Below are 24,810 nucleotides of genomic sequence, written 5' to 3' on the forward strand. Positions count from 1 at the left end.
GCGGGGTGCCGGCACGGACCGCGTCACCGGCACCGCTGCTCGACCGTGCCGCAGGTGAGAACGACAGCAGCACCGCACCACCGCACCACCGCACCACCGCACCACCGCAGGACCGCACCACCGCACCGACGAGAAGTTCAGGGGAGGAACCATCCGTGTCAGGCGAGAACGAGGTCGAGTACCCGACCGAGACCATGACCACCTTGGCCAACACCAGGCAGACCAAGTGGGACACGGACGCCACCGAGGGCGTCAAGAAGATCCGCGACGCCCTCGCGGACAGGAGCACCTTCGGTGACCTGCCGGTGCTCGCCTCGTACGGCTCGGTCTTCGAGGAGGTCCGCACGATCTACCTCGAGACCCTGCGGGGTGCGAAGGCGGACCTCGAGGCCGTGGCCCAGGGCATCCGCACCTCCGCCCAGCAGATGAAGGACCGCGACGACCAGGCCGGCGCCGCGTTCGTCGACCTCTGGCAGCGCTGGGAGAACGGGCCGCTCGAGAGCACGCGCAACCACGAGCAGGCCTCGTCGACCGAGTCGGCGCAGACCGCCGCCGAGACGGCCGACTCGGCGCAGTCCGGTGCCGCGGCGCCCGGCGGCACCCCCGCCGAGGGCGGCGAGGTCCCGACCGGCGAGAACCCCGACACCCAGTCGGAGGGCGCGATCCCCACGGGCGACGCCCCACCCGCCTCCGGTGACGAAACGGACACCACGACCTACGACGCCACCTCCGGCCAGCCTCAGTCGCCGTACTTCCAGTGACCATGGCCCCGCGTCCGCTCCGCCTCCGTCGCGCGTTCGCCGTGGCCGCAGCCTCCGCTGTCGCCTCGGTGGCGCTCGTCGGCGCGCCCGCCGCGACGGCGGACCCGCTCGACGACGGTCAGTGGTGGCGTGCGGCGATGGGCGTCGACGAGCTCAACGGCGCCGGCGCCGGCCAGGGCGTGACGGTCGCGGTGATCGACGGGCCGATCGACTCGAGCGTCCCCGAGCTCAAGGGCCGGGTCGCGGCCTCGAGCACCGAGTGCCTCACGAAGACGGGCGGCCGACAGGCATCCACCGCCACGGGGGCCGCCGCCGACCACGCGACGAGCATGGCCTCGCTCATCGTCGGCAGCGGCAAGGGCACCGCCGCGGGCGGTCGCGGCATCGCGGGGATCGCCCCCAGGGCGACGCTGCGCCACTACGCCGTGCTCTACGCCGACACCACCGACGGCGGTCGCGACGGCTGCCGCCTCGACGTCTCGGGCCTCGACCAGTCGGGCAAGGCCACGGCCCGGGCCATCCGCCAGGCCGTCAAGGACGGCGCGAAGGTGCTGAGCATCAGCCTCTCCGTGGACTACGACGCAGACCTGGTCGGCGCGCTGCTCGACGCCTACAAGGCCGGCGCCATCGTCGTGGGGTCCACCAACAACGACACCACGAACGTCCGTTGGCCCGGGATCGGCAACGGCGTCGTCACGGTGACCCACGTCGACCGCAACGGCAACCTCGACTCCAGCGCGCTGCGCAAGAGCCCGCTGCTCGACTTCGCGGCTCCCGGAAGCAAGGTCGCCTCCGGCGGTTCGGGGTCGTCGGGGTGGCGCAGCGACGTCATCGCCGACGGGGCGTCGCAGGCCACCGCGATCACCGCGGGCGGGCTGGCCGCCATCTGGTCCGCACACCCCGACGCGACCGGCAACCAGGTCCTCCAGGCGGCGCGCCAGGCGGTGGGCATCCGCGCCAAGGACGGCAAGTACCTCACGTGGTTCCGGCGCGTGGGCAGCAACCTGCCCGCGGCCACGGGCAAGACCGAGTCCTACGGTTTCGGCATCTTCGCCCCCGCCGACGCCGTCAAGCTCGACGTCGAGACGCTGCCCGACACCAACCCGATGATCGTCGACAAGGGCGTCGTCGAGCCGACCGCGGAGCAGATCGCCGCGGCCACCGCCGGCGCGGCGAGCGCCGCGCCGACCGCGCCGAGCACGTCGTCGAGCAGCTCACCGGCCGCGTCGACCTCCCCGAGCGTCGACGCGGCCGCCCCGACGGGCACCCCCGACGACGGTGACGCCGACGGCGGAGGGTCGGGCTTCGCGTGGCTCGCCGCCGGGATCGGCGCGCTGGCCGTCGTCGCGGTGCTGGTCCTCCTTCTCCGGCGCAGGTCGGGCGGACCCGGAGCGGCTGACGGCGTGGTCGCGTCCCGCGCCCACGACACGAACGCCACCCACGACACGAACGACACGAACACGAACGACACGACGGCAGCGACGGATGGGGTCGCTGCCACGACGAAGGAGCACAGCAATGGCGTTGATCGCTGACGGCGGCGGGGGCGGACCCACGCTCAACCCCAAGGCCAAGCACTTCGAGCGCGAGCTCTTCAAGGTGTTCGCGGCCAGCACGTCGACCATCTGGCTGACGCAGGAGGACTGGCGGGGGGCCAAGACCCAGCTCGAGGACCTCGCCAAGGACGTCCAGCAGGTCAAGTCCGAGCTCCAGGCGCCGGGTGACGGCGGCAAGGGCTGGCAGGGGCCCGCCGCCGAGGCCGCCCTGGCCAGCCTCGACAAGCTCAGCACGACGCTCGACGGGCACGCGGCCAAGGTCGGCGAGGTCGACACCAGCCTCGGCCAGGTCTACAAGGCGATCAGCGACGCCAAGGCGGGGTGGTACTCCGACGTGGCGAGCATCTCGACCTACGTCGACCCCTCGGCCCACACCCGCCTGCCGGCGCCCTACCTGCCGACCCCGGAGAACAAGGCCCAGTACAGCGTGCCCGACGCCGAGGCCGCGGCCGCGGCCGAGGACGCCCTCTGGGAGCAGCGCAACCAGGCCGCCAAGGGCGTGCTCGAGCAGCTCGGTGCAGACACCCAGACCGCGACGGGCACGATGCCGATCGAGTCCAAGACCAAGTCCGAGACGCCCTACGCGCCGACCGGTCCCGGCCCGAGCACCAACTACCCGACGGGGACGTCCACCCCGTCGGGCGGTGGTGGCGGCTACCAGATCGGCCAGCCCGTCGGTCCCGGCTTCCAGGTGCAGCCCACCGACACCGGGGGCGACCCCGACGACGAGAACCCGATCCCGATCCCGGTCCACGAGGAGCCGGAGGAGATCACGATCGGCGACCCGCCCGGACCGGACCCCGACCCGACCTCCTACGAGGACCCGATCAGCTCCGACGGTGACGTCACGGGCTCGACGAGCGTGAGCACCGGCACGACCGGTGGCCAGACGTCCTTCCCGACCGGTGGTGGCGGTGGCGGCGGCGGACTCGGTGTCGCCGCTGGTGGCGTCGGCACGGGTGCCGCCGGAATCGGCGGCCTGCTCGGCGCCCGTGGCGGCGGCCTGTTCGGCTCCCGCGGCGGTGGCATGGTCCCCACCGGCGGCGCCCAGGGCCGCGGCACGGGGGCGGGGGCCCGCGGGACGGCGTTCCGCTCGGGCGGTGCCGCCGGCGCCACCGGTCGTGGTGGCCAGATGGTCCCCGGCGGTGGGCAGGGTCGCGGCGCGACCTCGGCCCGTGGCTCGGCGGTCAAGGGTGCCACCGGCTCGGGCCGCTACGGCGTCCCCAAGCTCGACGGCAAGGGCGGCGTGGCCGCCGGCTCCGGGCAGGGCGCCAAGGGCGGTGCCCGAGGTGGCGCCGGTGCCAACGGTCGTGGCTCGTCCGCGCGCGGCGGCGCAGCCCGCGCAGGTGCTGCCGGTGCCGCTGGCGGTCGTGGCTCACGCAAGGGCGACCGCGACCAGGCGCAGGACGTCGACAAGCTGACCCATGAGGACGAGGAGAGCTGGTACGACGGCACCGAGGAGTCCAGCCCCCAGGTCTGGGAGTAGCTCCCTTCAGGACGACATCCGGCGGGTGGCCTCAGCCCGAGGTCATCCGCCGGATTGCTTCGACACCACCCGCGGCGACGATGCCCAGGGGCAGCGACAGCGCCACGGTGAGGGTCTCGATGGCGTCGGCGAACCGCGACATCCGCGTCGAACGGTAGCCGCGCACGATGGCGGAGGAGCTGAGGACGCTGATCCAGGCGATGCCGGTCGCGACGACGAAGAGGACGACCGGGGCGGCGGACCACCCGGTCGCCAGCAACGCGTAGGCCGCGGCGAGCAGCAGCGACGCGCACGCCGCCAGCATGCTGTAGCGGGGGAGCCTGTCGCGCACCGATCGTGACTGGTAGCCGCAGGCCAGCGCGGCCCCGACGAGGAGGGCGACCGAGCCCCAGCGGACGACCGGGTCGCTCGGGGCGGAGCTGACGAGCAGCCACCCGCCCACGGCCGTCGTGAGGGACAGGTATGCCGTGCCGATCGCGACGATCTCACGGGCCGCGTCGAACCGCGCCCGCATGTCGCCGCGGGTGATCCGCTTGCGCCGGCCGAGGCCGCGCTCGCGGACCGACCAGATGGTCGTCGAGAGCCGCTCGGTGTCGACGAGCTGGTTCGCGTCGACGGTGAGGCTGGTCGTCGGCAGCAGGCGGATGAGCAGTGGTCCGAGGCCGGTGACGACGGCGGCGATCGAGGGGCCGGGCCAGTCGAGCACGGTGCCGAGCCCGACGAGCAGCCCCATCCCACCGATCGCCGACAGCACGGTGCGGTCACCGGGGGAGTCGACGGCGACCCGCGAGCGGGTGATCGCGAGGGCTAGCACGGCGACGGCGCAGCCGACGACGACCGCCACGGACTCGCGTCCGGGCGAGCTGGGCAGGGGGAGGGTCAGGCCGGCGGCAAGACCGAGGGCAGGAGCGGTGGCTGCTGCGGCGAACCGGTGTGCCCGCTCGCTGCTCAGGGCGGCGAGCCCGATGGCGCCGACGGCCAGGAGACCCGCGGCGACCGTGGGCATCCACGCCGAGGACAGTCCCCAGACAGTGAACCCGCTGACGTCGCCGTTGCTGCGGGCCAGCGTCCAGGCGGCGACGAGGCTGATGACCGCGCCGAACGCCGCGGAGAGCCAGATGAGCTGGGAGGCCACCGTGGGCACGGGGGCCACGGTGGGCGTGCGGCGGACCTCGCGCACGGTGGTGAGACTCGAGCGCGGGCCGGTGACCTCGGGGACCGGGACCGGTGCCGCCTCACCACGGCGGCGGGTGGACTCGTCGACCTCGGACGCGCTCGGCACGGGGTCGGGCTCGTCGCGGTGGCGTCCGCCGGAGCCGGCGGGTGCGCTCGAGCGGGCCCCGCCGGCGCTGCGGCCGCGGTCGAGGTTGAGGATGTCGCGGGTCACCGCGTGCGTCGTCACGGGGACGACGCTGAGGATCGACCCGGTCGGCACCGACTCGTCGAACGCGTCGTGCGGGCCGAGCACGCGACCGCTCGGGGTGGCGATGGCGTGGGGGTTCGCGCGCGACGCGATGCCGAGCACGGAGAGGACGTCGGTGACCCGGGCGCCGTGGGGCACGACGAGGTCGTAGCGGCGACCACCCGCGGTGAGGCTGATCTGGAGCCCCGCGGACGTGTCGGTGCCCGGCATACCGTCCCCCTCTTCTCCCAAGTCCCGTTCATCACGAAGAATAGGCCGCGGGGGAGCACCGTGGTGCGCCACCTCCATCCTGCCTGCGCGCCGTATAGGTTGGCCCAGGCATCAGCACACTCGGGGAGGGAACTCGTGACCGCGACAGTCGGAGGCACGCGCCAGGAGGCGCCGGCCGTCCCGTCGGGACGGATCGTCCTGCAGCCGCCACCGGAGATCACCCCCGCCGAGGGACTGAGCAACGTCCTCATGCAGGCCGTGCCGATGCTCGGCAGCGTCGGCTCGATGGGCTTCGTCGCGCTGTCGCAGCCGGGTCCGCGCGGCATCATCGGTGCTGGCATGTTCCTCGTCGCCTCGCTGGGCTTCGTCTTCGCGAGCGGCGTGCGCCAGCGCCAGCAGCACACGACCGAGGTCATCTCCAACCGGCGCGAGTACCTCGCCTACCTCGCCGAGGTCCGCGGCACCGTGCGCGACGCCGCGGCCAAGCAGCGTGAGGCGGGGCTGTGGAACTATCCGGCGCCGGCCTCGCTGCCGCTGCTCGCCGAGGAGAAGAGCCGCGTCTGGGAGCGCCTGCCCAAGGACGACGACTTCCTGCACGTGCGCATGGGCACGACCTCGCAGCCGCTGTGCCTCACGCTCGAGCCCGCCGAGACCCCGCCCCTGGCGCAGCTCGACCCGGTCGCGGCCTCGGGTCTGCACCGCCTCCTCACGACCCACCGCGTCCAGCACGGCCTGCCCGCGTCGGTGTCGCTGTCCGCGTGGGCACGGGTCCAGGTCACCGGTGAGGCCGGCCCGGCGCGGGCCCTCGCCCGCTCGCTCGTCGTCAACGCCGCGGTGATGCACTCGCCCGAGTCGCTCGTCGTCGCGGCGCTGGTCGGCCCTGACGTGCGTGACGAGTGGGACTGGCTCAAGTGGCTCCCGCACGCCCTCAGCCCGCGCGAGCGTGACGCGATCGGTCCGATGCGCCTCGTCGCCGAGTCGGTCGACGAGCTGCTCGAGCTCCTCCCCGACGACATCACCGACCGGCCGCGGTTCGGGCCGAGCGCCCAGCCGTCGACGCCGCACGTCCTCGTCATCGTCGACGGCGCACGCCTGCCGCGGCACAACCCGCTCGTCACCGAGGACGGCGTCCTCGGGGTCACCGTCCTCGACCTCCCGGAGCAGTGGGGAGAGCTCGACTCGACGACGACCCTGCGCCTCGCGGTCGACGCTGCGCGGCAGGGTATGCCGTCCGCCCAGGTCCCGTTCGAGATCCTCAGCCTGAGCCGTGGCGGGGCCAAGGGCCTCGCCGACCAGATGAGCATCACCGAGGCCGAGGCCGCCGCCCGACGTCTCGCGCCGATGTTCGTCAGCGGTGAGGTCGAGGTCCGCGACGCGCTCACGAGCAGCACCGAGCTGGTCGACCTGCTCGGTCTGGGCGACGTCCGCGACTTCGACCCGGCGACCGCGTGGCGCCCGCGTCTGCAGCGTGACCGGCTGCGGGTGCCGATCGGTGTCGGCGGCAACGGCCAGGTCGTCGCCCTCGACATCAAGGAGTCCGCCCAGCAGGGCATGGGCCCGCACGGTCTCGTCATCGGCGCCACCGGCTCCGGCAAGTCCGAGCTCCTGCGCACGCTCGTGCTCGCGCTCGCGATGACCCACTCGTCCGAGCAGCTCAACTTCGTCCTCGTCGACTTCAAGGGTGGTGCGACGTTCGCGGGCATGGCCGACATGCCGCACGTCTCGGCCGTCATCACCAACCTCGGTCAGGAGCTCACGCTCGTCGAGCGCATGCAGGACGCCCTGCAGGGAGAGATGACCCGCCGCCAGGAGCTCCTGCGCTCGGCCGGCAACTTCGCCAACGTCACCGACTACGAGAAGGCGCGGGCGGGTGGGGCCGATCTGGAGCCGCTCCCGGCGCTGCTCATCGTCGCCGACGAGTTCTCCGAGCTGCTCTCGGCCAAGCCCGAGTTCGCCGACCTCTTCGTCGCCATCGGCCGCCTCGGCCGGTCGCTCTCGATGCACCTGCTGCTCTCGTCGCAGCGCCTCGAGGAGGGCAGGCTCCGCGGCCTCGAGTCGCACCTGTCCTACCGGATCGGTCTGCGCACGTTCTCCGCGGGCGAGTCGCGCACCGTCATCGGCGTTCCCGATGCCTACGAGCTGCCGCCCGTGCCGGGTCTGGGCTACCTCAAGCCCGACCAGACCACGCTGCTCAAGTTCAAGGCCGCCTACGTCTCCGGTCCGCCGAAGGGACGTCGGCGCCGGTCGACCGCGGGCACCGGTGGCACGTCGATGCAGGTCCTGCCGTTCACCTCGACCAAGGCGGTCTCGGCGCTGCAGCGCGTCGACGAGGCGCCGGTCGCCACGAACGAGCCCGAGGAGACCCGTGCGGTCTTCGACATCGCCGTCGAGCGGATGAAGGGCAAGGGCAGGCCCGCCCACCAGGTCTGGCTGCCCCCGCTCGACGTGCCGAACTCCCTCGACCAGCTCCTCGGCGACCTCGCCACGGACCCGCAGCTCGGGCTGGTCAGCCGGCGCTGGCGCGACCGCGGCAGCTACGTCTTCCCGATGGGCATCGTCGACCGGCCGCTCGAGCAGCGCCGCGAGATGTTCGTGCTCAACCTCGGTGGGGCCGCCGGACACGTGGCCGTCGTCGGTGGACCGCGCACGGGTCGCAGCACCTTCGCGCGCACGCTCGTCAGCTCGATCTCGCTCACGACGACGCCGTTGGAGACGCAGTTCTACATCCTCGACTTCGGTGGCGGCACGTTCACGCCCTTCGCTGGGCTGCCGCACGTCGCCGGTGTGGCCAACCGCAACGAGCCCGACGTCGTGCGCCGCACGGTCGCCGAGATCAGCGGCATCATCGACAAGCGCGAGGCCTACTTCCGGGCGCAGGGCATCGACTCGATCGAGACCTACCGCCGCCGCCGCGCCGAGGGGCGTGCCGACGACGGCTACGGCGACGTCTTCCTCGTCGTCGACGGCTGGCCCACGATCCGGGCCGAGTTCGACGAGCTCGAGCAGTCGATCAGCGGCATCGCCGGGCGTGGTCTCACCTTCGGCATCCATGTCGTCATCACGACCTCGCGCTGGATGGACTTCCGGATGCAGATCCGCGACGTCCTCGGCACCCGCGTCGAGCTCGGGCTCGGTGACCCCGGCGACTCCGAGATCGACCGCCGGGTCGCGGCCAACGTGCCCAAGGGACGTCCCGGACGAGGCATCACGACGACCAAGCACCACTTCCTCGCCGGCATCCCGCGCGTCGACGGCTCCGGCCGGGTCGACGACCTCGGCGAGGGTGTCGACGACATGGTCGCCAGGGTCTCCGCCGCGTGGCAGGGTCCCCGGGGTCCCAAGCTCCGGCTCCTGCCAGAGCGGATCACGCTCGAGGCGATCCGTGCCCAGGCCGGTCCCGACGACAAGCGGGTCCTGCTCGGCATCGACGAGAACAACCTCGAGCCGGTCGGCGTCGACGTCACGGAGGAGTCGCACCTCTACCTCTTCGGGGACTCCGACTCCGGCAAGTCGGCGATGCTGCGCGGCTACGCCAGTGAGATCGCCCGCCTCTACACGCCCGAGCAGGCCAAGCTCTTCGTCGTCGACTACCGACGCGCCCTGCTCGGCGAGCTGCCGCCGGACCACGTCGCCGAGTACATGACGACCGAGGAGCAGGTGACGGCCGAGATGGAGGGCCTCACGGCGTTCCTGCGCACGCGCCTGCCCGGCCCCGACGTCACTCCCGAGCAGCTGCGCTCGCGGTCGTGGTGGTCGGGCTCGGAGGCGTTCATCCTCGTCGACGACTACGACCTCGTCGTGACGTCCGCCGGGTCGCCGCTGCGCCCGCTCGTGCCGCTGCTCGCCCAGGCGACCGACGTCGGCCTGCACCTCGTCGTGACGCGTCGCTCCGGTGGCGCCTCGCGGTCGAGCTACGAGCCGGTGCTCCAGGCGCTGCGCGACCTCGCGAGCCCCGGCATCCAGCTGAGCACGCCGCCCGACGAGGGTGCGCTCGTCGGCAACGTCCGCGGCTCGCTCCAGCCCGCCGGACGCGGTCGGCTCGTGACCCGCGACAACGGCAACCAGGTCGTCCAGCTCGCCTGGCACCCCGCCAAGCACAGCTGAGCGACGGCGCCGCGACGGGGAGTGCTCCCCATCGCGGCGCGGCGGGGGCGTCACTAGGTTTGGGGCACGACGAGGGATGACGACATGGCGAGGAGGGGTCCATGAACGACTTCAGGGTCGAGATCAGCCAGCTCGACACGGTCAACGGTGTGTTCAGGCTGCAGACGGGTCACCTGGGCAAGGTGCAGACCTATGTGCAGAGCAACTGCAACGCCGGTAGCGGTTTCACCGGTCTGGCGGTCGCGCCGCTGCAGGGGCACTACGACCGCGCCTACCAGATCGCCGACACCGGCACGGGTCAGGGCAAGGCGATCTCGCAGAACTGCACGACCACCATGAACACGACCAAGACCGAGTACCTCGCGCAGGACCGTGCGGCATACGACCGCATGGCTGCGCAGATGCGCCGGACCGGACAGACCCCGCCGCCCTACCGCGCGCCCGGCCAGGGTCCCGCGCCGCAGCCGGGAGCCTCGGCCGCCAACGTCCCGTCGGGTGACAACACCTGGTGGAAGTACACCAAGCAGGGGCTCTCGGAGACGACGAACGTCCTGGGCTACGCCGACAAGGTGCGCAGTATGGGGCCGTTCGGCCCGGGGATGGAGGCGCCGAAACCGCCGGAGTACCCCGACAGCCTCAACCCGGCGAAGTGGCGCGAGTACGCCATGAACAAGCGGCTCTACGACACCGTGACCCACCGCTGGGACTCGCGCACCGCCGCCGAGCACAACGCGCGCAACACCAGCGGCAACGACTCCTGGACCGAGGAGGACGCGCGGCGCTCGCGCGAGGACGGCTACACCCGTGACCGCCAGGCGGCGCGCGACGACTTCTGGGAGCGCGTCGACTGGGCCGAGGCCGACCGCCGCAACGGTGCCGACACCACCGGCAACAGCTCGGTCACCGCCGACGACATGCGGCGCGAGCGGGAGAGCACCTACCGCAACCCGGCGCCGACCGACGGCCGCGGCACGACGTGGGACGCGAACCAGACCTTCGGTGCCGCGCAGCGGGCCGTGGGGCTGCCCGGCGCACTCATCAGCACGACCGAGGGGCTCGTGAGCACCTGGCAGCACGGCCAGGACGCGAGCGACCTCAGGCAGGACGTCAACGCGTCCGTCGACGGACCATCCAACAGCGGCTCGGTCGACTGGGCCAACAGGAACGGGGGACAGTGGTGAGCACCATTGCAGAGCAGGTCGACGCGTCGAGCGCGCTCGTCCCGCCGGCGAGCGACGAGGGCAACTTCGTCGAGGACCTCGAGGCCAGCTCCGGTCTCGTGCTGCGACCGATCCTGTGGTTCATTCGCAAGGCGTTCGGCGTGAGCCCGATCGAGGAGCTCGTCAAGCCGATCGCCGGCGACTGGAACCAGCTGAGCCGGGCCAAGGACGCCTGGGGCCGCACCGAGATCGCGTGCAACGGCGTCGGCAAGAACTTCGGCGCCCTCAAGACCTCGACCACCGAGTGGACCGGCCCGTCGTCGGTCGCCTTCCGCGACCGGATGGGCAAGCTCGAGGAGAACTACACCAAGTACGGCACGGGGTGCGACCAGATCGGCCGGCTCGTCGGCGCCCTCATCGACATCACCAAGTCGGTGGCGAGCACGATCGCGACGATCATCGGGTTCATCGTCGACGAGATCACCTTCCTCGCCGCGTGCGCGTCGATCCCGGGGCCGGGCTGGCTCGTGGGTGGCGCGAAGATCGCGACGAGCATCCGCAAGTACTGGAACCTCATCCAGCGCGGCTACAACGCGATCCGCCGGGTGCTCATGGCGATCAACAGCTTCGTCAAGGGCTGCTACGCCGTCGTCAACGTGCTGCGCGTCCTCACTGTCCTGTCCAACACCCTCATCGCGCTGCAGAACTACGGCACCGGCACCGACATCGACGACGCGCAGGCCAACAACTTCGGCGTGCCGCCCGGCACGGTGCCCGCATGAGCGGGGCGTCGTTCGAGGAGTCCAGCCGCGAGGTCGAGGCGATCCTCGCCGAGCTGCTCGAGCTCCGGCACGAGATCGACGCCGAGCGCGAGGAGCTCGTCGACCAGTTCGTCTCCGACCCGACGACGGACCACCGTCGCGACTACGACGAGATGAGCGACAAGGCTCGTGCCGGTGAGCTCGGACCCGAGTGGCAGAAGCTCCAGCGCCGGGTCGACCTCGACGAGACCTCGCTCGACCGGGTCTTCTCCAGCGAGGACACGAGCTCGGAGGCCGAGTTCGTCCGTTCCGTCGCCGACGAGAAGGCCAGCAGGCTGCTCGAGATGCAGGTGGAGCCGGAGGCCGAGGAGGACCTCAGGCTCAACATGTCGACCTTCGCCGGGGTGCGCGAGCAGCAGGCCGAGATCGCGCGGATGCTGGCCGAGCTCAAGGACCTGCCGCTGCCCCCTCTGGACTGACCTCGTCGTCGGTGGCCGGGCGACCGGCCACCATGATGAAGCTCTCGCGTCGCGTCAGGGCCGACACCGAAGCTGCTCCGAGGACGAGCACGCCGAGCAGTCCGGGCAGCGCGAGGAGCAGCGTCCCGCCGACGCCCTCGGGCAGGCCCTCGCGGCCCCCGGCGGTCCGCGGCGGCAGCCAACCGGTGGGGTCGCGGAGCACGTCGACCGTCGTGCCGACCTTGGGCGCGACGTACTCGTTGCGCGACCCGAAGCGTTGGCTGAGCAGCGAGATGCCACGCTCCGACGTGCCGTCGGGGAAGGCGAAGGTCACGGCAACCGGCCCGCCCTCGCGCGGGGCGTCCGCGGCGCTCACCGTAGCGGTGGTGCGGTCCATGACGAACTGGCCGTGCAGGGCCATCGTCGCCATCGACGCATAGACGGGCGTCGGCCAGAAGAGGAGGAACGCGATGCCGATCGCGAAGGCCCTGACCCGCGAGCTCACCTGGAGCAGGAGGCCGACGAAGAGGACGAACCAGACGATCGCGGCCACCGGGTTGGGCAGGCCGATCGCCAGCCAGCCGTCGTCGAGGTCAGGGCGCAGCGAGGTCCACAGGGCGGCGAGGAACGCGAGCAGCGTCAGGCCCACGAGGACGACGCGGCGGGAGCGCCGCATGCCCTCCTCGACGGGTCGCTCGGGGCTGGCGACATCGGACGCTGGTGTCGGCTGGCTCACCGGCACGACGATAACCAAAGTCACTCCGGCTCGCTTTCCGACGCAACCTACGGACCCGTAGGCTGCGTTTCATGGAACCCGTGTACAGCTCGGTCATCACCACCGCCCGGGGCGTCTTCGCCGCCCAGGGCATCACCTTCCGGATCGAGGGCGAGCACAACGTGCCGACCACCGGAGGGGCCGTCATGGCGATCAACCACACGGGCTACTTCGACTTCACGTATGCCGGTCTCGCAGCTCGTCGTTCGGGTCGCCTCGTGCGGTTCATGGCGAAGAAGTCGATCTTCTCCCACCGGGTCGCCGGCCCCCTCATGCGCGGCATGAAGCACATCCCCGTCGACCGCCGCGACGGTCGCGCGTCGTTCATGCGCGCCGTGCAGGCCGTCAAGGACGGCGAGATCGTCGGTGTCTTCCCCGAGGCCACGATGTCGCGCTCGTTCGAGCTCAAGGAGTTCAAGCCCGGCGCCGCCCGGATGGCGCAGGAGGCGGGCGTCCCGATCCTCCCGACGACCATCTGGGGCTCGCAGCGCGTGTGGAGCAAGGACCTGCCCAAGCACCTCGGCCGGCACCGGATCCCGATCTCGATCGTCGTCGGCGAGCCCTTCCACGTCGGCCCGGACGAGAACCGCAACGAGGCCACCGTCCGGCTCCAGGCCGTCATGGAGGCGCAGCTCCACGCCCAGCAGGAGGCCTACCCGCGCCTCACCGGTGACGACCTCGTCTACCTACCGGCGCGGCTCGGAGGCACGGCCCCGACGCCCGAGGAGGCCGCGGCGCAGGACAACGCCGACATGACCCGCACCACCGACAAGTTCAACAAGGGCCGCCGCGACAGGTAGGCCCTCAGGCCGCGCGAGTCACGAGCGAGTCGCGCGGAGACCCGTGGAGCGAGGCAAGTGCAGGTTCGCCGAGGCGCTGCTGGAAGGCGCTCGTCCCGGGAGCGCCGTGAGTGTGTGTTCGCCGCTGGCTGGGCCTGGCGGGAGCACGGAGCGCGCCCAGCGCGCGCAGTGCGGATGGGACTGCGGCGAACACACACTCACGGCGCGTTGAAAGGGAAGACGAAGCGACTCAGACCGGGTGGCCGAGGTGGCTGAGCGCCTGGCGAAGCAGGACGCCGTGCCCGCGCTCCATCTCGGCGAGCACGCCAGGGTCGAGGGCCTCGTCGGGAGTGAGCCAGGCGAGGTCGAGGGCGTCCTGCTGGGGCGCACAGTCGCCCGAGACGGGGACGACGAAGGCGAGCGAGACGGCGTGCTGGCGCGGGTCGTGGAAGGGCGTGACGCCGGGGGTGGGGAAGTACTCGGCGACGGTGAAGGGCACCGGCGAGGTCGGGACGCGGGGGAGCGCCATCGGGCCGAGGTCCTTCTCGAGGTGACGGAGCAGGGCGTCGCGCACGCGCTCGTGGTAGAGCACGCGCCCCGAGACGAGCTCGCGCCGGATGCGTCCGTCCTCGGACGCCCGCAGCAGCAGCCCCACGGCGGTGACGGCGCCGCGGTCGTCGACCCGGACCGGCACGGCGTCGACGTAGAGGATGGGCAGGCGCTCGCGCGCGTTGTCGAGCTCCTCCCGGCTCAGCCATGCGGGGGTGTTGTCGAGTTCGAGGGGACCCATGGGCGCGATTGTGCCAAAGGGCCGGGGGCTCAGGTCGGCGGGCTCGCAGGGGTGAACTCGACCGGCGCCTCGAACGCGGCCTTGCGCGCCGCTCGACGCAGCGTGCGGAGCACGACGCCGCCGGTGAGGCTGATGAGGACGACGTTGGTGAGGGCCCGGCCGAGGTCCCACCCGAGCGAGGTCGCGAGCGAGAAGATCCCGAACCGGTGCAGGTTGTCGAGCAGGGGCGCCCCCGCGACGAACGACAGCTCGCCGTCGAGGCCGCTCGCGAACGGCCAGAACATGAGGTTGAGCGCGAAGCCGTAGAGCAGCCCCGACACCGCGCCGTAGGCCGCGAGGAGCGCGATCTCTGCCCGGCCCCTCAGCTGGGGCAGGAGCCCTCCGCCGAGACCGACCCAGGCGGCGCCGAGCATCTGGAAGGGCAGCCAGGGCCCCACGCCGCCGGTGATGAGGGCCGACGCGAAGAGCGTCGTGGCACCGAGGACGAACCCGAACCCGGCCCCGAAGACGCGTCCGCCGAGGACGAGCAGGAAGAAGACCGTCTCGAGCCCGGCGGTGCCGGCGCCGAGTGGACGCAGGGCGGCGCCCACGGCCGACAGGACGCCGAGCATCGCGATCGCCTTGACGTCGAGACCGCCCTCGGACACCTCCGCCATGACGACGGAGAGGAGCAGGGGCATGAGCAGGCCGAAGACGAGGGGCGCGTCGGTCGAGTGCGCGAACGCGGTGCCGGGGTCGACGAGCAGGGGCCAGCCGAAGGCGACGACGCCGGCGAGGCTGACGATGACGATCGCGGCGACCGACCGGGGCCGGAGCCGGATGGCGCGGGTCCGGTCGGAGGACGCCCGCACGGGCGAGAGGGTGCTCACGACGGCTCCCCGACGGCATACCGGACGTCGTCGACCGTGAGCCACGGCTGCGGTGAGGTGATCTTCGCGACCTGCGGGGCGAAGGCCGGGCTGGCGACGACGACGTCGGCGGTTGGTCCGTCGGCGACGACCTCGCCGGCCGCCATGACGACGACACGGTCGGCGGACTCGGCGACGAACTCGACGTCGTGGGTCGAGACGACGACGCTGCGGCCACGCTCGACGAGCCGACGCAGGGCGCGGCGCAGGGCCGCCTTGCCGGCGTAGTCGAGGCCACGGGTGGGCTCGTCGAGCAGGAGGACCGGCGGGTCGGCGGTGAGCTGCACGGCGAGGACGACGGCGAGGCGCTGCCCCTCGGACAGGTCCCGGGGGTGGCGGTCGTCCGGTATGCCGGGTGCCAGGTCGTCGAGCAGGCTGCGGCAGGTGCCCGGGTCGCGCCCGCTCTCGCGGTCGGCCTGCGCACACTCGGCGCCGACCGTGTCGAGGTAGAGCAGGTCCGCGGCCGACTGCGGGACGAGCCCGACATGGCGACGGCGCTCGGCGGCGTCGAGGGCGCGGACGTCGGTCGCGTCGGACGTCGTGCCGTGACGGCGCCTCACCGAGCCCGAGCGCATCGGACCGGAGCCCTGGAGCGCCCAGAGCAGCGAGGACTTGCCGGCGCCGTTGCGGCCCATGAGGGCGGTGACCTCGCCGGCGCGCAGCGACAGGTCGACCTCGGCGACGGCGACGACGGTGCCGTGGGTGACGGTGACCCGGCGCGCGTCGAGCAGGGCGTGGCCGGGGGCGGCGACGGGGGGACGCGGTGCGGTCGGCAGGGACCGCCACGGTGCGGCCCGGCGGCGGGCGTCGCGCACCGAGAGCGGCAGCGGCGACCAGCCGGCCCAGCGGCCCAGCTCGACGACGGGCGGGGCGACGTCGGCGGTGAGCATGACCTGCGCCGGGTCGCCCTGGGTGACGACGCCGTGCGCGCCGACGTGGACGAGGGTGTCGGCGTACTGGAGCACGCGCTCGATCCGGTGCTCGGCGACGACGACGGTCACGGCGAGGTCGTGCACGAGCCGGGTGATGGTCGCGAGGACGTCCTCGGCGCCGGTGGGGTCGAGGGCCGACGTCGGCTCGTCGAGGACGATGACCTTGGGGTGGGTGGTGAGCACGGAGCCGATGGCGACGCGCTGCTGCTGGCCACCCGAGAGCTCGCGCAGGGCGGCGCCGCGCAGGTCGGCGATGCCGAGCACGTCGAGGGTCTCCTCGACCCGCTTGCGCATGGTCGAGGCGCCGAGACCCAGCTGCTCCATGCCGTAGGCGAGCTCCTCCTCGACGGTGTCGGTGACGAAGCCTGCGAGGGGATCCTGGCCGACGACGCCGACGACGTCGGCGAGGTCGCGGGGCCGGTGCTCACGGGTGTCGCGGCCGGCGACCCGGACGGATCCGGCGAGTGTGCCGCCGGTGAAGTGCGGCACGTGCCCGGTGATGGCGCCGAGGAGCGTGGACTTGCCGGAGCCGGTGCGGCCGACGACGAGGGCGAGCTCGCCCTCGTCGACGCGCAGGGACACGTCGCGCAGGACGGGCTCGGTCGCGCCCTCGAAGGACACGGACACGCGGTCGAGCTCGATCATGGGTGCACCTCCGTGGCGACCGGTCGAGGGCGGGCCACACTCCTCGGGGCGGGCGGCGGGGGTTCGGGTGTGAGGAAGGCGGGCAGGGCGGCCACGAGCAGGCCCGCGAGGGCGAGCAGGGGGAGGGCCGGCACCCCGAGCGGGTCGAGCGGGACGCCGAGGGCCGCCGCGTCCGAGCGTCGGACGAGCTGGACGGCGACGGCGGCGGCAGCCCCGCACCCGACCGTGAGCCACTCGGCGGCGCGCCACGGGTCGGGACGGTAGGTCGTGCGGGCGTTGGCGGCGCCGCCGAGCCAGATGCCCAGGAGCGACAGGGCGACACCGGCAGCGAGGACGGGCAGGCCCATCCACCCGGGGGTGGTGGCGTCGAGGACGCCGTAGGTGCCGACAGCGCTCGCGAGCAGCCCACCGAGGGTGCACGCGGCGGTGAGGGCACGGCGTCCCGGTGCCACCTCGCGTCGGCGCCCGTAGCCGCGCGAGTCCATCGCCGAGGCCAGCATGAGCGAGCGGTCGAGGGTGTCCTCAAGCACCGGAAGGGCGACCCGGGGCACGGCGCGGATGCCACGTGCTGTGTCGCCGCGTAGGGCTCGGGCACGCATGACGCGCTGGACGCTCTCGGCCAGCTGGGGCGCCACGCTGATCGTCACGACGACGGCCGAGCCGATCTCGCTCAGCGCGCCGGGGAGGCTGCGGAGCAGGCGCTTGGGGTTGGCCAGTGAGTTGGCGGCGCCGATGCAGGCGATCATCACGGCGAGGCGCAGGCCCTCGGTGAGCGCGCCGACGAGACCGTCGAGGCGCACGTCGCCGAGCAGGTTGATGCCTGCGGCCCACGACGGCAGCGACACCTCGGGCAGCGGGAGGATGACGGGCTCGCCGAACTTGAGCCCGACGAGCACGTGCAGCACCGCCCGGACGCCGACGATGAAGCCGCCGAGCCAGAGGTAGAGACGGAACGACCGCGCCCACGGCGAGGACCCCCGCCGCGACAGGACGACGAGCGCGGCGACGGACAGGGCGGTGAGCAGCAGGAACGGGTTCGTCACGGTGCTCACCGCGACGGCCAGACCGATCGCCCAGAGCCACCACGCGGCCGGGTGGACCGCGCGGGGCAGGGGCGGCGTCAGCGGGCCGGCCATGCCGCCACCGCCCTCTCGTGGAGAGGGGGCGGGGCGACGGACGTCATCACACCGACGTCTGGGCCTGACGTCGACGCAGCCCGACGAAGGCCACGGCCGAGGCGAGGCCGGCGAGCAGTGCACCGCCGCCGAGGAGCCGGGCGGTGCCCGACCCTCCCGACCCGTCGGACGAGCGGCCGTCGGTGGGCCCGGCGGCGACAGCGTCGCTGCTGGACTCGGACGCGCTGGCGCTGGGCTCACCCGTCGCGGACGGGGAGGCCGACGACGGCGTGCTGGGTGTCGGGGAGGCGGTGGGGCTCGCGGCCCCAGGCGTGGGGGTGGTCCCCGGGGCAGCGTTCGGCGCCCGGGTCGCCCCTGCCGCCCCGCTCGTGGCGGGGGGCGCGGTGGTGCGGCCGGACGGTGCCTGCGTCGTCGACCGAGGAGTGTTCGGTGCCGTCGTCGCCCTGCGCGGCGTGGGCTTGGGCGCCGCCGTCGTGGGCCTGGGCGCGGCGGTCGTCGGCTTGGGAGCCGAGACGGTCGCCGGCTGGGTGCCGGGGGCGGTGCCCGACCCGAACCGGAAGCCGACCGACGAGCCGGGCTTGGGGTCCCAGCCCTTGATGCCGATCTGGCTGTAGGTCCACGAGCCGCCGTTGGGTGCGTGCCAGAACGACCAGTAGGCGCTCGCCGGAGGCATGTTGACGCACGGGTCCGACTTCGGGAACCCGTCGATCCGGCAGAGGGCGTCGGGGAAGCGCTGCACCGCGGTGAGCGAGAACCCGGCGGACTGCAGGGCGCCCCACGCCGAGCCGGGGTCCCCGCTCGCGCAGCGCACCGACGTGCCGTTCGAGCTCTGGACGACGACCGTGACGCCGCTGGTGCTGGAGCAGGCGGCCGCCTGCGCCGGGGCGGCCGCGCCGGTGAGCGCGGCTGCCCCGACCGCGGTGGCCGCGGCGAGCGAGAGGAGTCGCCGGAGCAGCATCAGGCGTGCACCCCGCGGCGGCGCGACAGGAGCACGAAGGCGGCTCCCGCGAGCAGCAGCAGCGATGCCACGGCGAGGGCGGGCCAGACCACGGCTCCGGTGTAGGCCAGACCGGGGGACGGGTCGCCCACGGGCTGGGCCCCGCCGCCTCCGACGCCGTCGGCCGAGCCGCCGCCGGTGCCGCCGGTGCCGGGCGTTCCCGCGGGGGGCGTGCTGCCGGGCGGGGTGCCCGTGCCGGGGGCCGTCGGCGTGGGGGTGGGGGTCGGCGTCGTGGGGGCGGCGGCCGTGACGAGGGTGTCGAAGCCGGGCAGCCCGAACGCGAGCATCGCCTGCGGAGTGGCGCGCTCCCACTGGTCGGTGCTCGTCGCCGCACCCGCGGCGAAGGCCTCGGGGGAGTAGGCGATGGCGCCGACGTTGGTCGTCGCGGCGTTGCTCGCCGGGAGGACCTGGAGGCCGGCGACCCAGGCGCGGCCCCTGCTCACGGCGTCCTCGGCGTCGGCCGATCCCGGGTGCTCGTCGAGGTAGGCCTGGAGCGCCTGGACGGCGAGACCCGTCGAGTTGGTGTTGACCGTCGTCGTGAAGCCGTCGTTGGCCCACCCGCCGGTCGTCGTGGCGGCCTTGGTGAGGAAGCCGACGGCGCGGGTGAGGTTGGACTCGGGCACGTCGACGCCGGAGCGGTCGGCCGCGAGCATCGCCTGCAGGCCCATGGCGGTGGCGTCGACCCCGACGGAGTCGGTGCCGTCGGCGCAGGGGGCCTTGCCGTGTCCGAGGCGGAACCCGCCGGACGGGCACTGCTGGGTGAGCATCGAGCCCAGGACCTTGGCGTCGAGGGCGTCGGCGCGGGCCAGCGCGAGGACCGCGATGGTCTGGCCGAACCCGTATGCCGGGGAGTTGCCGGAGTCGAGCACGGCACCGGTGTCGTCGATCTTGGAGACGAGGGTCTTGGCGACGTCGAGGCCACCGACGTCGTGGACGTCGTCACGCACGGCCTCGGCGGCGAGCATCGCCTTGGCGGCGGACGGACCGTCGACGTAGGACGTGCCCTCCCAGGTGAAGTCGACCCACTCCGGGATCTGCTTCTCGATGGCGGCCCAGAGGCCGGGGATGGCCTCGTGCTTCGGGTTCTGCGCGACGAGACCGAAGAGCATGTCGATCATGAGACCGGGGTTCGTCCCGTAGGACTGCAGGTCGTAGGTGCCGTCGCCCTGGAGGGCGCGCGAGACGAGCCACTGCGAGGCGAGGTCGGCGCGACCCGGGCCAGCGGGGGCCGTCGGGGTGGGCGTCGGCGTCGTCGGGGTCGGCGTCGGGGTGGGCGTGCTCGTCGAGGGCGTGGTCGACACCCGGGGCGCCGGGGCGTCCGGGACGTTGTCGACGAGGGACAGGGCGACGAAGGTGCCCGTCGGGGCGCCGGTCTCGTGGGCGCCGGTCTCGGCCTGCTTCCAGCCGGTGTCGGTGCCGGTCCAGAAGGACCACCACACACCGGTCCAGGCGTCGCACGGGTTGGTCGACGGGGCAGCGTCGACCTGGCAGATCTGCGGGCCGAAGCTCGTCGCCTTGGTGAGGACGTCGAAGCCGGCGTCGGCGAAGGTCTGGAGCGAGTTCGTCGACGAGTAGGCCGCGCCACCGGTCGTCGTGACGCAGCGCGCCACAGCGGGGTCGCTGCCCTGAAGGTCGATCACGGCGGTGACGCCGTCGACGTCGGGGGCGCACACCCCGGCGGTGAAGGTCGTGCCCGGTGCGGGCGGCAGGCCGGCCGGAGCCGCGGCGGGCGCCTTGGGCGTGGTCTGCGTCGCTGACGGGGTCGCCGTCGGGGCCGGCGCGGAGCCGGTCGGGGCGCTCGGCGACGGGGTGCTGCTCGCGGAGGCGGTGGGGCTGGGAGCGGACGCGGTCTCGGCGACGGCAGCGGCCGGCATACCGAGGACGAGGGCAGCCAGCGCGAGCGGCGCGACGGCGCGCAGGCGGGGGGAGCGGAGCATGTGGGGGACAGCCTTCCTGAGCGGTTCGTGACGAACGCCCGACCCGGCCACGAGTGGCTGCCCGGGCTCCGTCCCGTGACCTCGACGGGTGATGTGGAGCCGCTCGCGCCTGCGGGGCAGTCCGGCTCGCCACCCTCGCGGGTGGCCTACGGTTGCGGGTCAGCGCCGGACTTGGACCGGCTTCCCCCCGCGGACGCGGTTGGTGTCGCCGATCGCTCGGCAACCCGCCCACTGTAGCGCCATCCTGAGTGCCCCCTGACAGCCGCTAGACTCAGGTCACAGGCGTTCGAGCCGTCATCAGCGGCGAGCCTCCGGAAGAACGGCGTGACCCTCGCGAGGGGGCCGGGCCCACTAGAACCGGACGTACGGGTCACGTCACGACCTGGAGCAAGAGCGGTCGTATGCCGGACGCCCACGAGGGCGCGCGGCTGCGGCAAGCGAGGTGGTACCGCGGAGGGGCCCGGCCGGCATACGGCAGGGAGCCTTTCGTCCTCGTCCAGATGACGACGCGACGACCCGCAGGAGCCCCCGACATGACCTACCCCAAGGTCTCCACCAGCCAGCCCGGCGCTGCCTTCGGCGTGCCCTCGAGCCCGCGGTTCCCGCAGATCGAGGAGGCCGTCCTCGCCCACTGGGAGGCCGACGACACCTTCCGCGCGTCGATCGAGCAGCGCGAGGCGGGGGAGAACGGTGAGAACGAGTTCGTTTTCTACGACGGTCCGCCGTTCGCCAACGGGCTGCCGCACTACGGCCACCTGCTCACCGGCTACGTCAAGGACCTCGTGCCGCGCTACCAGACGATGCGCGGCCGCCGGGTCGAGCGCCGCTTCGGCTGGGACACCCACGGCCTGCCGGCCGAGCTCGAGGCGATGAGCCAGCTCGGCATCAAGACCAAGGACGAGATCGTCGAGCTCGGCATCGAGAAGTTCAACGACGCGTGCCGCACCTCGGTGCTCAAGTACACCGGTGACTGGCGCGAGTACGTCACCCGCCAGGCGCGCTGGGTCGACTTCGACAACGACTACAAGACGCTCAACGCGCCTTACATGGAGTCGGTGATCTGGGCGTTCAAGTCGCTCCACGACAAGGGCCTCGTCTACGAGGGCTTCCGCGTCCTGCCCTACTGCTGGAACGACCAGACGCCGCTGTCCAACCACGAGTTGCGGATGGACGACGAGGTCTACCAGATGCGCCAGGACCCGGCGGTCACCGTCGGCTACCTGCTCGACACCACAGGCTCGGACCCGGTGCTCGACGGCGCGCACCTGCTCGTGTGGACGACCACGCCGTGGACCCTGCCGAGCAACCTCGCCGCCATGGTCGGCTCCGACATCGACTACGTCGTCGTCGAGGCGCCGGTGCCGGGGCTCGAGGACGGGGCTCCGGCCCGCTACGTGCTCGCCGAGGCCCGGCTGGGCCACTACGCGCGCGAGCTCGGCGAGGACCCCGTCGTCGTCGGTCGCTACAAGGGCTCCGACCTCGTCGGCCGTTCGTACACGCCGCCGTTCTCCTACTACGCGGGCCACGAGAACGCCTTCCGGATCGTCGCCGCCGACGACGCCGTGACGACCACCGACGGCACCGGGGTCGTCCACACGGCCGGCGCGTTCGGTGAGGTCGACAAGGAGGTCACCGACCGCGAGGGCATCGAGCCGGTCATGCCGGTCGGGGCCGACGGTGCCTTCACGTTCCCCGTGTCCGAGTACGAAGGGATGCTCGTCTTCGACGCCAACGCGCCGATCATCGAGCACCTCAAGGCCGCGACGCGTGGCTCGGGCGAGGTGGGCTCGGTGACGCCGGGCACGGTGCTGCTGCGCCGCGAGACCTACGACCACTCCTACCCGCACTGTTGGCGCTGCCGCGAGCCCCTCATCTACAAGGGCGTCTCGTCGTGGTTCGTCGAGGTGACGAAGTTCCGTGACCGCATGGTCGAGCTCAACCAGCAGATCCAGTGGGTCCCCGACCACGTCAAGGACGGCCAGTTCGGCCGATGGCTCGAGAACGCCCGCGACTGGTCGATCACGCGGAACCGGTTCTGGGGCAGCCCCGTTCCCGTGTGGCGTTCGGACGACCCCGAGTACCCGCGCATCGACGTCTACGGCTCGTTCGAGGAGATCGAGCGCGACTTCGGCCGGCTGCCCCTGAACGCCCAGGGTGAGCCGGACCTGCACCGGCCGTACGTCGACTCGCTGACCCGTCCCAACCCCGACGACCCGACGGGGCGCTCGACGATGCGCCGGGTCGAGGACGTCATGGACGTGTGGTTCGACTCGGGCTCCATGTCGTTCGCGCAGGTGCACTACCCGTTCGAGAACGCCGAGTGGTTCGAGCACCACTTCCCGGGCGACTTCATCGTCGAGTACATCGGGCAGACGCGTGGCTGGTTCTACACGCTGCACGTGCTCGCGACCGCGCTCTTCGACCGTCCCGCGTTCACGTCGGTGATCTGCCACGGCATCGTCCTCGGCAACGACGGCCAGAAGATGAGCAAGTCGCTGCGCAACTACCCCGACGTGCGGGAGGTGTTCGACCGCGACGGCGCCGACGCGATGCGCTGGTTCCTCATGTCGTCGCCGATCCTGCGCGGTGGCAACCTCATCGTCACCGAGGAGGCGATCCGCGAGGGGGTGCGCCAGGTCCAGATCCCGCTGTGGAACAGCTGGTACTTCTTCACCCTCTACGCCAACGCCTTCGGTTCCGGTTCCGAGGGTGGTGACGGACAGGGGTATGCCGCGCAGTGGTCGACCGCGTCGACCGCGCCCCTCGACCGCTACCTGCTCGCCAAGCTGCGCCAGCTCGTCGAGACGACGACCAAGCAGCTCGACGGGCTCGACGTCGCCGGCGCCTGCGACTCGATCCGTGGCTTCGTCGACGTGCTGACGAACTGGTACATCCGCCGGTCGCGGGAACGCTTCTGGGACACCGGTTCTGGCGAGGGATCGGAGTCGGGTGCCGACGCACGTGCGGCGTTCGACACGCTCTACACCACCCTCGAGGTGCTGACCCGGGTCACCGCGCCGCTGCTGCCGCTCGTCTCCGAGGAGATCTGGCGCGGCCTCACGGGTGGGCGCTCGGTGCACCTCGCCGACTGGCCGTCGGCCGACGACCTGCCCTCCGACGACGAGCTCGTCGCGCGGATGGACCAGGCTCGGACGATCTGCTCGGTCGCGTCGTCGCTGCGCAAGTCCGAGAAGCTGCGCGTGCGGCTCCCGCTGCGCGACCTCACGGTCGTCGTGCCGGACGCCGCCGGCCTCACCGACTTCGCCGGGATCGTCGCCGACGAGGTCAACGTCCGCCAGGTCTCGCTGCTCGACCTCGACGCCGCGGGGGAGAGTGACTTCGGCGTGACCCAGAAGCTCACGGTCAACGCCCGCGCCGCCGGCCCGCGCCTGGGGCGCGAGGTGCAGACAGCCATCAAGGGCTCGAAGACCGGCGACTGGTCGGTGGCCGAGGACGGCACCGTGGTCAGCGGCGGGCTCGAGCTCGTCGAGGGCGAGTACCAGCTCGAGACGGTCGTCGAGGGTGGCGGCGAGTCCTCGCGTGCGACGGCCGTCCTGCCCGGCGGCGGGTTCGTCGTCCTCGACACCGAGGTCACGCCCGAGCTCGCGGCCGAGGGCCTCGCCCGCGACGTCATCCGCGCGGTCCAGCAGGCCCGCCGCGAGGCCGGGCTCGACGTGAGCGACCGCATCTCGCTCACGGTCACCGGGTCGCAGGCCCTGTGGGAGGCGACGGTCGCCCACCAGGCGCTCATCGTCGAGGAGACCCTCGCGACGCAGTTCGGCTCGGCGCCGCAGCTCGAGGCGCTGCCGCTCGGCGACGGTGTGAGCGTGGCCGACCTCAGCGACGGTGAGCAGGCCCGGATCCTCGTCACGAAGCTCGGCTGACCGGCATACCCCTGCCTACACCTCGACTGATTCCCCAGTGGGACACGAGCCGGAGGCCTTCGGCCAACGGAACGTGTCCCACTGGGGCAATCAGTCGCAGCAGGGTGT

General features: G+C 72.7%; 17 protein-coding genes. 9 read left to right on the top strand and 8 right to left on the bottom strand.

From position 1 onward, the window contains the following. Positions 1–155 precede the first annotated feature (155 nt). The 3 genes from KLO01_RS13975 to KLO01_RS13985 are packed head-to-tail and all read left to right on the top strand — an operon-like array spanning position 156 to position 3,803. Entirely contained in the window at positions 156–761 is a 606-nt protein-coding gene (locus KLO01_RS13975; RefSeq protein WP_147066214.1) for a hypothetical protein, read from the top strand. Positions 762–763: 2 nt separating this feature from the next. Further along, positions 764–2,296, top strand: coding sequence for a S8 family peptidase (locus KLO01_RS13980; RefSeq protein WP_147066216.1), 1,533 nt, complete (start codon positions 764–766; stop codon positions 2,294–2,296). After that, entirely contained in the window at positions 2,280–3,803 is a 1,524-nt protein-coding gene (locus KLO01_RS13985; protein WP_147066218.1) for a hypothetical protein, read from the top strand. Before KLO01_RS13980 ends, KLO01_RS13985 begins: the two co-directional genes overlap by 17 nt. 31 nt (positions 3,804–3,834) lie before the next feature. On the opposite strand, the gene KLO01_RS13990 is transcribed toward KLO01_RS13985, so the two are convergent. Next, complete coding sequence (locus KLO01_RS13990) at positions 3,835–5,436, bottom strand: hypothetical protein (protein WP_147066219.1); 1,602 nt, start codon at positions 5,434–5,436, stop codon at positions 3,835–3,837. Between the two features lie 135 nt (positions 5,437–5,571). Here KLO01_RS13990 and eccCa point away from each other — a divergent pair, with 135 nt between their 5' ends. The 4 genes from eccCa (at position 5,572) to KLO01_RS14010 (ending at position 11,940) form a co-directional block, all read left to right on the top strand. Continuing rightward, positions 5,572–9,540 carry a type VII secretion protein EccCa gene (eccCa, locus tag KLO01_RS13995; protein WP_147066221.1) on the top strand — a complete coding sequence of 1,323 codons (3,969 nt, stop codon included), beginning with the start codon at positions 5,572–5,574 and terminating at the stop codon, positions 9,538–9,540. Between the two features lie 101 nt (positions 9,541–9,641). Beyond that, entirely contained in the window at positions 9,642–10,721 is a 1,080-nt protein-coding gene (locus KLO01_RS14000) for a hypothetical protein (protein ID WP_147066222.1), read from the top strand. Beyond that, the gene (locus KLO01_RS14005; RefSeq protein ID WP_147066224.1) at positions 10,718–11,482 is read left to right on the top strand and encodes a hypothetical protein; all 765 of its coding nucleotides are present in this window, start codon (positions 10,718–10,720) and stop codon (positions 11,480–11,482) included. Before KLO01_RS14000 ends, KLO01_RS14005 begins: the two co-directional genes overlap by 4 nt. Next, complete coding sequence (locus KLO01_RS14010) at positions 11,479–11,940, top strand: hypothetical protein (protein ID WP_147066227.1); 462 nt, start codon at positions 11,479–11,481, stop codon at positions 11,938–11,940. The genes KLO01_RS14005 and KLO01_RS14010 overlap by 4 nt, the downstream gene beginning before the upstream one ends. Here the strand turns inward: KLO01_RS14010 and KLO01_RS14015 are convergent. After that, positions 11,909–12,655, bottom strand: coding sequence for a hypothetical protein (locus tag KLO01_RS14015; RefSeq protein WP_147066229.1), 747 nt, complete (start codon positions 12,653–12,655; stop codon positions 11,909–11,911). The genes KLO01_RS14010 and KLO01_RS14015 overlap by 32 nt on opposite strands. A gap of 71 nt (positions 12,656–12,726) precedes the next feature. On the opposite strand from KLO01_RS14015, the gene KLO01_RS14020 reads away from it, so the two are divergent. Next, a complete protein-coding gene (locus KLO01_RS14020) occupies positions 12,727–13,494 on the top strand; it encodes a lysophospholipid acyltransferase family protein (RefSeq protein WP_147066231.1) in 768 nt (255 codons plus the stop codon). 229 nt (positions 13,495–13,723) lie between these two features. Here KLO01_RS14020 and KLO01_RS14025 read toward each other — a convergent pair whose 3' ends face one another. The 6 genes from KLO01_RS14025 to KLO01_RS14050 are packed head-to-tail and all read right to left on the bottom strand — an operon-like array spanning position 13,724 to position 20,818. Next, on the bottom strand, positions 13,724–14,263 hold the full coding sequence (locus KLO01_RS14025) for an NUDIX hydrolase family protein (RefSeq protein ID WP_147066233.1): 540 nt from the start codon (positions 14,261–14,263) through the stop codon (positions 13,724–13,726). A gap of 29 nt (positions 14,264–14,292) precedes the next feature. Further along, complete coding sequence (locus KLO01_RS14030; protein ID WP_246136227.1) at positions 14,293–15,132, bottom strand: ECF transporter S component; 840 nt, start codon at positions 15,130–15,132, stop codon at positions 14,293–14,295. Next, positions 15,129–16,748 carry an ABC transporter ATP-binding protein gene (locus KLO01_RS14035; RefSeq protein WP_147066235.1) on the bottom strand — a complete coding sequence of 540 codons (1,620 nt, stop codon included), beginning with the start codon at positions 16,746–16,748 and terminating at the stop codon, positions 15,129–15,131. The genes KLO01_RS14030 and KLO01_RS14035 overlap by 4 nt, the downstream gene beginning before the upstream one ends. Then, positions 16,745–17,884, bottom strand: a complete 1,140-nt coding sequence (locus KLO01_RS14040) for an energy-coupling factor transporter transmembrane component T (protein WP_246136228.1) — start codon at positions 17,882–17,884, stop codon at positions 16,745–16,747. The genes KLO01_RS14035 and KLO01_RS14040 overlap by 4 nt, the downstream gene beginning before the upstream one ends. Before the next feature lie 46 nt (positions 17,885–17,930). Then, entirely contained in the window at positions 17,931–18,842 is a 912-nt protein-coding gene (locus tag KLO01_RS14045) for a hypothetical protein (protein WP_147066237.1), read from the bottom strand. Then, positions 18,842–20,818 carry a prenyltransferase/squalene oxidase repeat-containing protein gene (locus KLO01_RS14050; RefSeq protein ID WP_147066239.1) on the bottom strand — a complete coding sequence of 659 codons (1,977 nt, stop codon included), beginning with the start codon at positions 20,816–20,818 and terminating at the stop codon, positions 18,842–18,844. Before KLO01_RS14050 ends, KLO01_RS14045 begins: the two co-directional genes overlap by 1 nt. Positions 20,819–21,351: 533 nt before the next feature. Here KLO01_RS14050 and ileS point away from each other — a divergent pair. Next, positions 21,352–24,702: an isoleucine--tRNA ligase gene (gene ileS, locus KLO01_RS14055; RefSeq protein WP_147066241.1), complete on the top strand. Its 3,351-nt coding sequence runs from the start codon at positions 21,352–21,354 to the stop codon at positions 24,700–24,702. Positions 24,703–24,810 lie beyond the last annotated feature (108 nt).

This window comes from Knoellia locipacati (assembly GCF_007992835.1).
GTDB classification, from domain to species: domain Bacteria; phylum Actinomycetota; class Actinomycetes; order Actinomycetales; family Dermatophilaceae; genus Knoellia; species Knoellia locipacati.